Annotated in this window: 10 protein-coding genes and 1 riboswitch; of the genes, 5 read left to right on the forward strand and 5 right to left on the reverse strand. The window is 67.6% G+C overall.

Annotation, left to right across the window (positions count from 1 at the left end):
• Positions 1–150 precede the first annotated feature (150 nt).
• Together dxs and G4G71_RS28480 are read left to right on the forward strand one after the other, a co-directional pair.
• Positions 151–2,061, forward strand: a complete 1,911-nt coding sequence (gene dxs, locus G4G71_RS28475; RefSeq protein WP_169942070.1) for a 1-deoxy-D-xylulose-5-phosphate synthase — start codon at positions 151–153, stop codon at positions 2,059–2,061.
• 41 nt (positions 2,062–2,102) lie between these two features.
• Positions 2,103–2,279: riboswitch (cobalamin riboswitch) on the forward strand.
• Positions 2,280–2,385: 106 nt separating this feature from the next.
• Complete coding sequence (locus tag G4G71_RS28480) at positions 2,386–4,242, forward strand: TonB-dependent receptor domain-containing protein (protein ID WP_169942072.1); 1,857 nt, start codon at positions 2,386–2,388, stop codon at positions 4,240–4,242.
• Between the two features lie 442 nt (positions 4,243–4,684).
• Here the strand turns inward: G4G71_RS28480 and G4G71_RS28485 are convergent, their stop codons facing one another.
• From G4G71_RS28485 to G4G71_RS28500, 4 genes are read right to left on the reverse strand one after another with little or no spacing between them, the layout of a single operon-like run.
• Positions 4,685–5,296 carry an HAD family hydrolase gene (locus G4G71_RS28485; RefSeq protein ID WP_169942074.1) on the reverse strand — a complete coding sequence of 204 codons (612 nt, stop codon included), beginning with the start codon at positions 5,294–5,296 and terminating at the stop codon, positions 4,685–4,687.
• The gene (gene tesB / locus G4G71_RS28490; protein ID WP_169942075.1) at positions 5,293–6,162 is read right to left on the reverse strand and encodes an acyl-CoA thioesterase II; all 870 of its coding nucleotides are present in this window, start codon (positions 6,160–6,162) and stop codon (positions 5,293–5,295) included. The genes G4G71_RS28485 and tesB overlap by 4 nt, the downstream gene beginning before the upstream one ends.
• Positions 6,163–6,175: 13 nt before the next feature.
• Positions 6,176–7,792, reverse strand: a complete 1,617-nt coding sequence (locus tag G4G71_RS28495; RefSeq protein WP_169942077.1) for a nitroreductase family protein — start codon at positions 7,790–7,792, stop codon at positions 6,176–6,178.
• Entirely contained in the window at positions 7,789–8,331 is a 543-nt protein-coding gene (locus G4G71_RS28500) for a GNAT family N-acetyltransferase (RefSeq protein WP_169942856.1), read from the reverse strand. The genes G4G71_RS28495 and G4G71_RS28500 overlap by 4 nt, the downstream gene beginning before the upstream one ends.
• 208 nt (positions 8,332–8,539) lie before the next feature.
• Between G4G71_RS28500 and G4G71_RS28505 the strand changes: the two genes are divergently transcribed.
• Positions 8,540–9,745: an MFS transporter gene (locus tag G4G71_RS28505; protein WP_169942079.1), complete on the forward strand. Its 1,206-nt coding sequence runs from the start codon at positions 8,540–8,542 to the stop codon at positions 9,743–9,745.
• 66 nt (positions 9,746–9,811) lie between these two features.
• Entirely contained in the window at positions 9,812–10,735 is a 924-nt protein-coding gene (locus tag G4G71_RS28510; RefSeq protein WP_169942082.1) for a histone deacetylase family protein, read from the forward strand.
• On the opposite strand, the gene G4G71_RS28515 is transcribed toward G4G71_RS28510, so the two are convergent.
• Positions 10,720–11,148, reverse strand: coding sequence for a hypothetical protein (locus tag G4G71_RS28515; RefSeq protein ID WP_240964854.1), 429 nt, complete (start codon positions 11,146–11,148; stop codon positions 10,720–10,722). The two genes, G4G71_RS28510 and G4G71_RS28515, sit on opposite strands and share 16 nt — an antisense overlap.
• 472 nt (positions 11,149–11,620) lie before the next feature.
• Here G4G71_RS28515 and G4G71_RS28520 point away from each other — a divergent pair, with 472 nt between their 5' ends.
• Positions 11,621–12,796, forward strand: coding sequence for a TIGR03862 family flavoprotein (locus G4G71_RS28520; protein WP_240964985.1), 1,176 nt, complete (start codon positions 11,621–11,623; stop codon positions 12,794–12,796).
• The last annotated feature ends 12 nt before the right edge of the window (positions 12,797–12,808 follow it).

Here is a 12,808-nt window from a genome sequence, read left to right on the forward strand (position 1 = left end):
TGCAATCGGCAGGGGCGACGACGATTTCAGCACAGCCGGCGGCCAAATCCCGACCATCCGGTCGTCCAAAGGATTGGCCCCACGTTGCTTGGGCCAATCCGGAGCATCAGGTAAACTTCCGCATCTTTGCCTCTCATAACGATCAGCCTGATGCCCACGACGTTCCACGAGATTCCCCGCGAGCGCCCCGCCACGCCTCTGCTCGACCGCGCCAGCACGCCGGTCGAGCTGCGCCGGCTGGGGGAAGCGGAGCTGCTGACCCTCGCTGACGAACTGCGCCAGTACCTGCTGTACAGCGTCGGCCAGACCGGCGGCCATTTCGGCGCAGGCCTGGGCGTCATCGAGCTGACGGTCGCCCTGCACTACGTCTTCGACACCCCGGACGACCGCCTGGTGTGGGACGTCGGCCACCAGGCCTACCCGCACAAGATCCTCACCGGTCGTCGCGAGCGCATGGGCAGCCTTCGCCAGAAGGACGGCCTGGCCGCCTTCCCGCGCCGCTCGGAGAGCGAGTACGACACCTTCGGCGTCGGCCACTCCAGCACCTCCATCAGCGCCGCCCTGGGCATGGCCATTGCCGCGCGCATGCAGGGCTCCAACCGCAAGTCGGTGGCAGTGATCGGTGACGGCGCGCTGACCGCCGGCATGGCCTTCGAGGCGCTCAACCACGCGTCGGAAGTGAAGGCCGACATGCTGGTGATCCTCAACGACAACGACATGTCGATCTCCAACAATGTCGGCGGCCTGTCCAACTACCTGGCCAAGATTCTCTCCAGCCGCACCTACAGCAGCATGCGCGAAGGCAGCAAGAAGGTGCTCTCGCGCCTGCCCGGCGCCTGGGAGATCGCCCGCCGCACCGAGGAATACGCCAAGGGCATGCTGGTCCCCGGCACGCTTTTCGAAGAGCTGGGCTGGAACTACATCGGCCCTATCGACGGCCACGACCTGCCGACCCTGATCGCCACCCTGCGCAACATGCGTGACCTCAAGGGCCCGCAGTTCCTCCACGTGGTGACCAAGAAGGGCAAGGGCTTCGGCCCGGCCGAGATCGACCCGATCGGCTACCACGCCATCACCAAGCTCGAACCCGAGGGCGCCCCCGCCCACGCCGTGCCGAAGAAGGCCGGCGGGCCGAAGTACTCCAGCGTGTTCGGCCAGTGGCTGTGCGACATGGCTGCCCAGGACCCGCGCCTGGTCGGCATCACCCCGGCGATGAAGGAAGGCTCCGACCTGGTGGCCTTCGCCGACAAGTTCCCGGATCGTTACTTCGACGTCGCCATCGCCGAACAGCACGCCGTGACCCTGGCGGCCGGCATGGCCTGCGATGGCGCCAAGCCGGTGGTGGCGATCTACTCCACCTTCCTGCAGCGCGGCTACGACCAGTTGATCCACGACGTCGCGGTGCAGAACCTCGACGTGCTGTTCGCCATCGACCGCGCCGGCCTGGTGGGCGAAGACGGCCCGACCCACGCCGGCAGCTTCGACCTCTCCTACCTGCGCTGCATCCCCGGCATGCTGGTGATGACCCCCAGCGACGAGAACGAGCTGCGCAAGCTGCTCACCACCGGCCACCACTTCGAAGGCCCGGCGGCAGTGCGCTACCCGCGCGGCACCGGCCCGAACGCCGCCATCGAAGCCGAACTGGCTCCGGTGGAAATCGGCAAGGGCGTGGTTCGCCGCGAAGGCAAGGCCGGCAAGGTCGCCTTCCTGGTGTTCGGCGTGCAACTGGCCGAGGCACTGAAAGTGGCCGAACAGTTCGACGCCACGGTCGCCGACATGCGCTTCGTCAAGCCGCTGGACGAGGAACTGGTGCGCCAACTGGCCGCCAGCCACGACCTGCTGGTGACCATCGAGGAGAACTCGGTGATGGGTGGCGCCGGCGCCGCCGTCAGCGAATTCCTCGCCCGCGAGAATATCCAGCAGCCGATCCTGCACCTGGGCCTGCCGGACTACTACGTCGAGCATGCCAAGCCTGCGCAGATGCTCGCCGAGTGCGGTCTGGACGCCGCCGGTATCGAAGCCGCGGTGAAGGCGCGCCTGGAAGCCCTCGGCAATCGCTGAGACCGATCGGCGCATCCCTCCCCGGGAGTATTGCCAGTGACGGGCGCACCGACTAAGGTGCGCCCGTTTTCGTTCGAGGTAACGGGAAGCAGGTGAAAGACCTGCGCTGCCCCCGCAACGGTAACCGACGCACTCCCCAAGGGAGCGCAGCATCGCCATGAGCCACTGCACGAATGTGGGAAGGCGGCGATGTGACGTCGGCAGCCCGGAGACCGCCCTCGACACGCCCCGACAGGTGTTGCGGAGGGCCGCACCGTCAAGTGCGGCCTGCCGCCCTTGCCACGCCCTCCTCGAAAGTCATCCGCCCGCTTTTGAGGACGCTCCATGAAACTGACCCGACTCGCCCTGGCCACCAGCCTGCTGCCCGGCCTGGCGTTCGCCGCCGACGACATCTACCGGCTCTCCGACCAGGTGATCACCTCCGCGCGCCAGGCCCAGCCGCGCGCCGAAGCCACCTCGGCCAACAGCGTGTTCACCCGCGCCGACATCGAACGCCTGCAGGTACGCAGCGTCCCCGCCCTGCTGGCTCGCGTGCCCGGCGTGCAGATGGGCAGCTCCGGCGGCGTAGTCTCGTACTCCGTGCGCGGCACCAGCACCGCGCAGACCCTGGTGCTGGTGGACGGCCAGCGCATCGCCTCGGCCAGCAGCGGCATTGCCCGCCTGGACTACCTGAGCATCGACAGCATCGAGCGCGTCGAAGTGACCCGCGGCCCGCGCTCCGCGCTGTACGGCGCCGACGCCATCGGTGGCGTCATCCAGATCTTCACCCGCCGCGGCGAAGCCGGCCTGCACCCGGAAGTGCGCCTGGCCGCCGGCAACCACGGCACCTTCGAGCGCAGCCTGAGCCTGTCCGGCGGCAACGAGCAGACCCGCTACAACCTCGGCAGCAGCCTGGACGAGAGCCAGGGCTGGGACCGCACCAGCGACAACGTCGGCGCCGACAACGACCACGACGCCCAGCGCAACAAGGCCGTGCACCTGAACCTGGACCATCGTTTCAGCGAGGATTGGAAGGCCGGCCTGAACCTCAACGACCAGCGCGGCAAGAACGAATACGACGACGCCTACAACTTCGAGCCGGGCTCGCCCCGCGACGAGTTCCGCGTCAGCAGCTACAGCGCCTATCTCGACGGCCAGATCACCAACATGTGGAACAGTCGCCTGGAGCTGGGCCGCAGCTTCGACCGCAACAAGGCCGTGGGCGCCGCCGATAGCTGGAACAATGGCACGCTGGAAACCACCCGCCACTCGGCGAGCTGGATCAACCGACTGCAACTGGACGAGGCCAATCAACTGGCCCTGGGCGCCGACTGGTACGAAGACAAGGTCGACGGCAGCACCGACTTCGCCGAGGACCAGCGCAGCAACCGTGCCTTCTTCGCCCAGCACAGTTTAAAGGGCGACAACTTCGGCACCGAGCTGGGCATCCGCCACGACAACAACCAGGCCTACGGCAGCCAGAACAGCTGGAACGCCGCCTTCAGCCTGCCGGTCGGCGACAGCCAGACCTGGATCGCCAGCTACGGCGAAGGCTTCCGCGCACCGACCTTCAGCGACCTCTACTACCCCGGCGCGAGCAACCCGGACCTGAAGGCCGAGACCTCGAAGACCTATGAGCTGCAATGGCGCGGTGACTTCTCCGGCACGCACCTGGAAGCCTCGCTGTACCGCACCGAGATCGACGACCTGATCGCCTGGGACAGCAACAGCAACCAGCCGGAGAACATCAACAAGGCGCGCATCAATGGCTTCGAGGCCAGCGTTGCCCGCGAAGTACTGGGCTGGCAGGCCGCGCTCGGCCTGAGCCTGATCGACCCGCGCGACCGCGACACCGGCCACACCCTGCCCTACCGTGCGCGGCGCACCCTGAGCCTGGACCTGGACCGCCAGTTCGGCGCCTTCGGCGTCGGCGGCACCTGGCGCGCGGTCAGCCAGCGCTACGACGACGCGGCCAACACCCGCGAACTCTCCGGCTACGGCGTGCTCGACCTGCGCACCAGTTGGCTGGCCAGCGACGAAGTCCGCTTCGACCTGAAGCTGGATAACGCCCTGGACCGCGACTACACCCTCGGCGACTACCTGCGGCCGACCAGCCCGATGGACTTCATGGGCGAAGCCCGCCCTTACCGCGAACCGGGCCGCACCGCCCTGCTGGCGGTGACCTGGACGCCGGAGCTGTAAGGCTCCGCATGGCGCGGGATTTTCGGGAAGCACTCCGAGGCCTCGCGCGCGCGTAGGAGCGGATTCATCCGCGATGATCTGGCGTGGTGGGATGCCGATCGCGGACGGAGTCCGCTCCTACGCGCGGGAGGACGCGCACTCAGGGGGTACGGCGCAGGAGCCTGTTCGCGAGCAAGCTCGCTCCTACAGGGTACGGCGCACGTGAGAGTTGGCGGCGCGCCGAGCCGCTCTTCGTAGGAGCGAGGGGGGCGCCTGGCCCTTGCTCGTGAACCAGCACGGCAGCGGGCTAAACCAGCATGCCCGCCCTCCGCCCCGGTTTCGTAGGGTGCATAACCTGGAACAGGTTATCCGCCTCCCGTGCCATCGGCGGATAACGCTGACGCGTTATTCGCCCTACGAAGCTGTAGGAGCGAGCTTGCTCGCGAACCCGCATTGCAGCGGACTACACCAGTACCCCCGCCATCCGCCCGAGCTCCGCACAGTCCTGCGCATGCCAGTCGGTCAGCTCCGGCCAGGGGTTCTCTTGCAGATGGTCTGGCAGGTTGACCAGCGCACTCTGGGCACCAGCAGCCCGCGCGCAATCGAGATCAAAGCGGTAGTCGCCGACCATCAGCATCTTCTGCGGCGCCACGTCCCAGCGCGCCGCAAGACGCAGCAGGCCATCCGGGCTGGGCTTGGGATCGGCCTCGCCACGCCCGAGAACATCCTCGGTCAGGAAGCAGTCACCGATACCGATGGCCGCCAGGGTAATCAGCGCCAGCTCATGGGCATTGCGCGTCAGGATGCCCAGGCGGTAACCCGCAGCATGCAGCGCACGCACCAGTTCCACCGCACCCGGCGCGGCTTTGGACGCTATCGCCAGCTCTCGTTCATGCTCCAGCAGCCAGGCATGCTTGGCCGCCGCCTCATCCTCCGGCAGCGCGGCCAGGTGGGTGAGGATGTCGTGCTCCTGGGGAATCCCCAGCGCGCGCTTGATCGCCGGGAAATCGTGCACCGCCAGGGTCAGGGTGCCGTCCATGTCGAACACCCAATGACGGATATCCCCAAGCCTCATGCCCAGTCCTCGCGGCGGCGGATCAGGCCTTCCTGGGTCGAGGAAGCGACCAACTGGCCGTCACGGTTGAAGATGCTGCCGCGCACGAAGCCACGGCCATTGCCGGCCCAGGGGCTGTCGATCGCATAGAGCAGCCACTCGTCCGCGCGCAGGTCGCGGTGGAACCACACGGAATGGTCGATGGTGGCGACCTGCATGTCCTTCTGCCACACCGAGCGGCCGTGGGGCAGCAGCGAGGTGGTGAGGAAGCCGAAGTCCGAGGCGTAGGCAAGGATGTACTTGTGCAGCGCCGGCACGTCCGGCAGCTTGCCGTCGGCGCGCAGCCAGAGGTACTTGATCGGCTCGCCGACCTCCGGGTCGTAAGGGTCGTTCTCGGTCACCGGGCGGATTTCGATGGGTTTGGGGTAGAGCAGCTTGTCGCGGATGCGCTCGGGGAACTGCGCGGCACTGCGCTTCTTGAGTTCCTGATCGGTCGGCAGATTCTCCGGGCCGACCACGTCGGGCATGGTGATCTGGTGCTCGAAGCCTCCCTCGTCGGTCTGGAACGAAGTGCTCAGGGCGAAGATCGGCTGGCCCTTCTGGATCGCGGTGACGCGGCGGGTGCTGAAGGTGCCGCCGTCGCGCACGCGGTCAACCTGGTAGACGACCGGCTTGCTGGCGTCGCCCGGGCGCAGGAAGTAGCCGTGCATCGAGTGCACATGGCGCTCCGGCTCGACGGTCTGGCTGGCCGCCGACAGCGCCTGGCCGAGCACCTGTCCGCCGTAGAGCTGGCGGAACCCGAGGTCCTGGCTCGTGCCGCGGAACAGGTTCTCTTCGATCTGTTCCAGGCTCAGCAGAGCCACCAGGTTGTCCAGGATCTGGGTCATGCGCGTTGTTTCCTCAATTGCGGTCTTGCTGAAGTGGGAGTCGGCGTGGCGACGGATAGGCGGGAAGGCTGGTGAGCCGTTCATCCCAGACCGCGCCGCCAATGGTGAAATGATAGAGGCTGACCGGGCAGTCCGGCCCACCTTCCAGCAGTTGGTGTACTGCCGGATCGAAATAGCAGCCGATGCCGGTGCCCGACAGGCCCGCCGCTTCGGCTTCCAGGTAGAGCAGTTGGCCGATCTGCCCGGCTTCCCAGTACAGGCGCGGATAAGTCCAGGCGCCCTCGGTCAGCGCGGCATCGAGGTCGGCGAGCATGGCGAAGGCGACGCAACCGTCGCTGGCGATGTCCTGCCCGCAGGACAGGAACGCCGACAGCCCGCGTGCATCGCCGGACAACAGGCGATACAGCGGCACACCGCTCTCCGCCACCGGCTGCCACAGGTAGTCGTCGCGTAGCCCAACCGCCTCGCGGCCACTGCGACCCAGCCAGTACAGGCCCGGCTCCAGGCCCTGGACGCGGTGGACGAACAGCAGCAGGTCGATACGCGGCGGCTCGCCGGTACAGCCGAAGGGTACCGGCGAGCGCTCGGGCATCAGGCGACGCAGCCAGGCATATAGCAGCTCGGCGTGAATACCGCTGCGGCCGTCCATGGATTGCGCGCTGCGCCGACGATGCAGAATCGGGCGCAATGGCAGGCCGGGGTTATCCACAGCTGGATCGGCGTTCGCGACGCTCCATTGGCCGGCGGGCAACGCGGGCGCGCGGCACAGCGGGTGCACGCGCTCCAGCTCCGGCCAGTGGCGATAGTCGCGGGACAGGCGATTGGGCGTGCCATCCAGCGGCAACTCGGCAAGGCCCTTGAGCAGGGTATCGGGCAATGGGAATTCGGCCGGCTGCGCCGGGCCGATCCATAGCAGTGCGTCGGCGAACTCATGCTCGCTGAAGCCTTCACGGTCGAGACCGATCAGCGCATCCAGCCGTGATTCGGCAATACCGCGCAACAGGCGCACCTCCCAACCCTGGATCGCCGCGGCGATGCCCAGGCAGGCCAGCGCGTGGCCGAGGTCATGATTGCAGTAGCGGTAGGCACGCTCGCCGTACTTCCAGGCCTCGCGCCAGGGAATGCTCGCCAGCGCCAGCAGGAAACCACCCGCCGGCAGCGCATCGTCCAATTGCTTGGCCAGCGGCGCCGGCAACTCCGCACGCACCTCCAGCACATGGTCATCGGCGCTGTAGTGAGTCAGCAGCGCAGCGTTATCCACAGCCCCGGCAGGCAGCAGCAGGTAGGCTTCGGTCGGGTGCAGGTTGCCGCTGGAGGGATTTACCCGCAGCGCCCAGCGATTGCCGCCGGCCTCCTTCCACGCCGAGATCGCCAGGCTGTCGTAGAGCAGCTGCGGAACGGCGGCAAGGTTCAGTGGTGCCGGTTGGCCGATGGGGCCGGCGAAGACGCCGTCATACCCCGGCGATTCTTCCTGCGGCCGGTGCAGCAGTTCGATGCAGCGCGCCCCCGCATAGCGGCGGAAGGCGGCCGGCTGGGTCGCCCAGTCGAGCTGGCCGGGGCCGGGGGCGAAGCGCTCCGGGCGATGGCTGCTCAGTTCGTGGTAGGCGCGCACGCCGTCTTCCGGCTTCATGGGCGGCGAATCCGGTACAGGACATGGGGGCGTAAGGCGTGGCCTTCCGGCAGGCGCGGGTGCTCGAAGTCGCCGGCTTCATCGCGGACCATCCCCAGGCGCTGCATCAAGCCCTGGGACGGCAGATTGGCCGGCACGGTGAAGGCCACCACTTCCTCCAGCTGCAACTGCTCGAAAGCGAAATCCAGCGCGGCGCGGGCCGCCTCCAGCGCATAGCCTTGGCGCCAGTAGGCGACGTTGAAGCGCCAGCCGATCTCCACTGCGGGCGTGAAGGCCGCCTCGAAGGACACCCGCGCCAGCCCGAGCACGCCGATGAACGTGCCATCCTCGCGGCGCTCGACTATCCAATGGCCGAAGCCATGCTCGTCGAAATGCTGGAGGATACGCGCGGCCAGCAGGTCGCTCTCCTCGCGGCTCATGCAGGCGGGGAAGTGGCGCATCACCTGTGCGTCGGCGTTCAACGCGGCGAAGGGCACAAGGTCCTCGGTGCGCCAGGGGCGCAGCAGCAGGCGCTCGGTAGTCAGGCTCGGGATATCCATGGTCGGCATCACGCGTCGGCAAAGATGACCATGATACCCGCCCACGGACCTGTAGGCGGCAATCCGTCAGACCAGGCGCAATCGATTCAGCAACGAGCGCCATCATCTGGTATTTTTCTCCTACCTTCGCTGTCGGTCACTGCCTTGACCGTGCTCACGCAGACAGCCGCGCCGCCACGGCGCACCTCAAAAAGACCAAGGAACCCCAATGACGACCTCCACCACCGGACTGCACCGCAGTACGGCCCTGGTGCTTTTCGCCCTTGCTGTCGGCGGCTTCGCCATCGGCACCACCGAATTCGCCACCATGAGCCTGCTGCCCTACTTCGCCCCGGCGCTGGGCATCGATGCTCCCACCGCCGGCCACGTGATCAGCGCCTACGCCCTGGGCGTGGTCGTCGGCGCGCCGCTGCTGGCGGTGCTCGGCGCGCGCCTGCCGCGTCGTACCCTGCTGGTACTGCTGATGGCGCTGTTCGCCGTCGGCAACGGCCTCAGCGCCCTGGCGCCGACCTACCACTGGATGCTGCTGTTCCGCTTCATCAGCGGCCTGCCCCACGGCGCCTACTTCGGCATCGCCGCGCTGGTCGCCGCCTCCATCGTGCCGCCGCACCGGCGCACCGTGGCGGTCGGGCGGATGTTCCTCGGGCTCACCGTCGCCACCATCATCGGCGTGCCGCTGGCCAACTGGCTGAGCCAGGCCGTGGGCTGGCGCTGGAGCTTCGCCCTGGTCGCCGCGCTGGGCGTGCTGACCATGATCTGCGTGCGCCTGCTCGCGCCCTACTCGCCGGCCGAGCCGGACTCCAGCCCGCTGCGCGAGCTGGGCGCGCTCAAGCGCGGCCAGGTCTGGCTGACCCTGGGCATCGGCGCCATCGGCTTCGGCGGCCTGTTCGCGGTGTACACCTACCTGGCCGACATCCTTGGCGCTGTCACCCACGTCTCACCGAGCATCGTGCCGCTGGTGATGGCGGTGTTCGGCATCGGCATGACCCTGGGCAACCTGTTCATCCCGGTACTCGCCGACCGCGCCGTGATGCCCACCGCCGGTGGCCTGCTGGTGTGGAGTGCGGTGGTGCTGGCGATCTTCCCGTTCACCGCCGGGAACATCTGGACCATCTCGATCTGCGTGTTCTTCGTCGGCTTCGGCGGCGCTCTGGGCACCGTGCTGCAGACCCGCCTGATGGACGTCGCCGAAGACGCCCAGGGCCTGGCCGCGGCGCTGAACCATTCGGCGTTCAACTTCGCCAACGCACTGGGCCCGTACCTCGGCGGCCTGGCCCTGGCGGCCGGCTACGGCTGGACTTCGCCGGGCTGGGTCGGCAGCCTGCTGGCCATCGGCGGCTTCGTGCTGTGGTCGGTCTCGGTGGCCACCAGCCGCAGCGCCCAGCGCAACGCAGCAGTCTCCAACGAGGGCTGATGCGAAAAAGGGCCGGCGCAATGCCGGCCCTTTCGTAGGCGCTCAACCTCAGCGTACCCTGACGCCATGCCGCTGCCCCTGGTCTACCACGACGACTACAGTCCGCCCTTCCCGGACAATCACCGCTTCCCCATGGAGAAGTTCCGCCTGCTGCGCGACCACCTGGTGGACAGCGCCCTGGTGAGCGACGCCGAGCTGCTGCGTCCGGAACTCTGCCCTGTGGATATCCTCGCCCTGGCCCACGATCGCGATTACATCGAGCGCTATTGCAGCGGCGCGATGGAGCGCGAAGAACTGCGCCGCCTCGGCTTGCCCTGGAGCGAAGCGCTGGCCCGGCGCACGGTGCGTGCGGTGGGCGGCTCGCTGCTGACGGCCGAACTGGCGCTCGAACATGGGCTGGCCTGCCATCTCGCCGGCGGCACGCACCACGCGCACCATGACCACGCCTCGGGCTTCTGCATCTTCAACGATCTTGCAGTGATCAGCCTCTACCTGCTGGAAAGCGGCAAGGCCAACCGCGTGCTGATCTTCGACTGCGACGTGCACCAGGGCGACGGCACTGCACGCATTCTGGAGAACGTGCCGGACGCGGTGACCGTGTCATTGCACTGCGAGAAGAATTTCCCCGCGCGCAAGGCGCAGAGCGACTGGGACATTCCCCTGCCGCTGCACCTGGGCGATGTGGACTACCTGAAGGTGGTGGAGGAAGCGCTGGACTACCTGCTGCCGCTGTACCAGCCGGACATCGTGCTCTACGACGCCGGCGTGGACGTGCACAAGGACGACGCCCTGGGCTATCTGCAGCTCACCGATGCGGGATTGGCCGCGCGGGACGAGCACGTCCTCCGCCGCTGCCTGGCCAGCGATATTCCGGTGGTCGGCGTGATCGGCGGGGGCTACGACAAGGACCGCCACGCGCTGGCCCGGCGCCACGGCATCCTGCACCACAGCGCTGCACGGGTAGCGCGCGAGCTTCAGTTGGCCCGGTAGCGCGAGTTGTTGGTGTCCATGCGCGAGGGCAGGCGCTGCTGTTCCCAACGCGCCAGCTCGTGGGCCGAGAAGCCCAGCAACGCGCCGGCGCGCTGGCGGCAATCCTCACCGTAGTGCTTCTCGCAGAAGCGCATCACCTGTTCGGGCACATGGTGCTGCAGCAGCTCCTGGGCGCGCAGCGGCCCCGCGAACTGCAGGTAGCGCGGCAACAGGCGGCTCCAGTTGGTGAACACATAGAGGTTGTGCAGCGCGACCTGTATCGACAGCAACTCGAGCACACGCTGCTCGAACTTCACTTTCGAACCCTGCAGGTTCTTGTTCAGGCGCACCACCATGTGGGCCACTGCCTCGTTGAGCAGCGTGCGAATTTCCTCGCTAGGGAGTGCGCGGATAACGATGTCGAGGCCATTCACGCGCACACGAGTGTCGCTGCCCTCCACCCAAAGGTGGGCCTCATGAGAGCGAAGGTAATCACGAACTTTCATCGACCATCGGACCAAGGTTGCAAGAGGCCCGCATGCTGACGGATTCACAAAAGCGCCAACATCGGCGGAATCTCGATCCGCTGTCAGAATTATCGTAACCCCTACCATCTGGGGATCAGGGCGCGCTGTACGATACTGGCCCCTCCTCGGAATTTGCCGCGGTCGGCGTTTTCCACCATGGCTGTGGAACGGCCTGTGGATAAGCTGCGGGAAAGCGCTCGACGCCCCCGGCTGCGCAGGCTCCGGGAAAACTGGGCAAAAAATGAGCAACCGGCGCGCAGTGCTGCTGCGCTAGAATTGCGCCTTTTCCCGCACTCTTCGCCTGGCCTTCTGCATGACCGATTCCCGCCCGCTCGCCTCCCGTACCGCCATCATCATCGGCGGCGGCCCCACTGGCCTGATGGCGGCCGAAGTCCTGTCCAGCGCCGGGGTGAAGGTGGAACTGTTCGACGCCATGCCCTCGGTCGGACGCAAGTTCCTGCTGGCCGGCGTGGGCGGCATGAACATCACCCATTCCGAGGCCCGCGAGCCGTTCCTGTCGCGCTACGGGAAGCGTGCGCAGACCCTGGCGCCGCTGATCGACGCCTTCGACAACCAGGCGCTGTGCGCGTGGATCCATGGCCTGGGCATCGAGACCTTCGTCGGCACCTCCGGCCGCGTGTTCCCCACCGACATGAAGGCCGCACCGCTGCTGCGGGCCTGGCTCAAGCGCCTGCGCGAAGCCGGCGTGGTCATCCACACCCGCCACCGCTGGATGGGCTGGGACGCCAACGGCGCGCTGCTGATCGAAGGGCCGGAAGGCCAGCGCAGCGTGACGGCCGACGCCACCGTGCTCGCCCTTGGCGGCGGCAGTTGGCAACGCCTGGGCTCGGACGGTGCCTGGGTGCCGCTGCTGGCCGAGCGTGCTGTGGATATCTCGCCGCTGCGCCCGTCCAACTGTGGCTTTGAGGTGGAAGGCTGGAGCGAATTCTTCCGCGACAAGTTCGCCGGCGCACCGGTCAAGCCGGTGGCCCTCTCGCTGCCCGGCGGCACGCCGCGCCAGGGCGAGTTCGTGGTCACCGCCGGCGGTATCGAAGGCAGCCTGGTCTATGCCCTGTCTTCCGCTATCCGCGAGCGCATCGAGCAGACCGGCAGCGCCACGGTGCACCTGGACCTGCTGCCCAACCGCAGCCTGGAGCAGGTTGCCAAGGCCGTGGCGCAACCGCGCGGCTCCAAGTCCATGGCCAATCATCTGCGCGGCCGCCTGGGCCTGGACGGCGTGCGTGCCGGGCTGTTGCGGGAGTTGTCCACAGCCGCCGACTATGCCGACCCGCAGCGCCTCGCCGCCCTGATCAAGGCGCTACCGCTGACCGTGGTGCGCCCCCGCCCGCTGGACGAGGCTATCAGCAGCGCCGGTGGCGTGACCTTCGAGGCGCTGGACGAGCACCTGATGCTCAAGGCGCTGCCGGGCGTGTTCTGCGCCGGCGAAATGCTCGACTGGGAAGCGCCCACCGGCGGTTACCTGCTCACCGCCTGCTTCGCCAGCGGCCGCGCGGCCGGAGCCGGCGCGTCAAAGTGGCTCGATACGCAAGGCTGAGCGCTGCACTTT

The organism is Pseudomonas multiresinivorans (assembly GCF_012971725.1).
Classification (GTDB): domain Bacteria; phylum Pseudomonadota; class Gammaproteobacteria; order Pseudomonadales; family Pseudomonadaceae; genus Pseudomonas; species Pseudomonas multiresinivorans.

Bases quoted from the DNA above. Each gene is read 5' to 3' on its own strand.
- G4G71_RS28485 (WP_169942074.1), bottom strand. From the start codon at position 5,296: ATGAGGCTTGGGGATATCCGTCATTGGGTGTTCGACATGGACGGCACC.
- G4G71_RS28480 (WP_169942072.1), top strand. From the start codon at position 2,386: ATGAAACTGACCCGACTCGCCCTGGCCACCAGCCTGCTGCCCGGCCTG.
- G4G71_RS28495 (WP_169942077.1), bottom strand. From the start codon at position 7,792: ATGAAGCCGGAAGACGGCGTGCGCGCCTACCACGAACTGAGCAGCCAT.
- G4G71_RS28510 (WP_169942082.1), top strand. From the start codon at position 9,812: ATGCCGCTGCCCCTGGTCTACCACGACGACTACAGTCCGCCCTTCCCG.
- G4G71_RS28520 (WP_240964985.1), top strand. From the start codon at position 11,621: ATGGCGGCCGAAGTCCTGTCCAGCGCCGGGGTGAAGGTGGAACTGTTC.
- G4G71_RS28505 (WP_169942079.1), top strand. From the start codon at position 8,540: ATGACGACCTCCACCACCGGACTGCACCGCAGTACGGCCCTGGTGCTT.
- tesB (WP_169942075.1), bottom strand. From the start codon at position 6,162: ATGACCCAGATCCTGGACAACCTGGTGGCTCTGCTGAGCCTGGAACAG.
- G4G71_RS28500 (WP_169942856.1), bottom strand. From the start codon at position 8,331: ATGGATATCCCGAGCCTGACTACCGAGCGCCTGCTGCTGCGCCCCTGG.
- dxs (WP_169942070.1), top strand. From the start codon at position 151: ATGCCCACGACGTTCCACGAGATTCCCCGCGAGCGCCCCGCCACGCCT.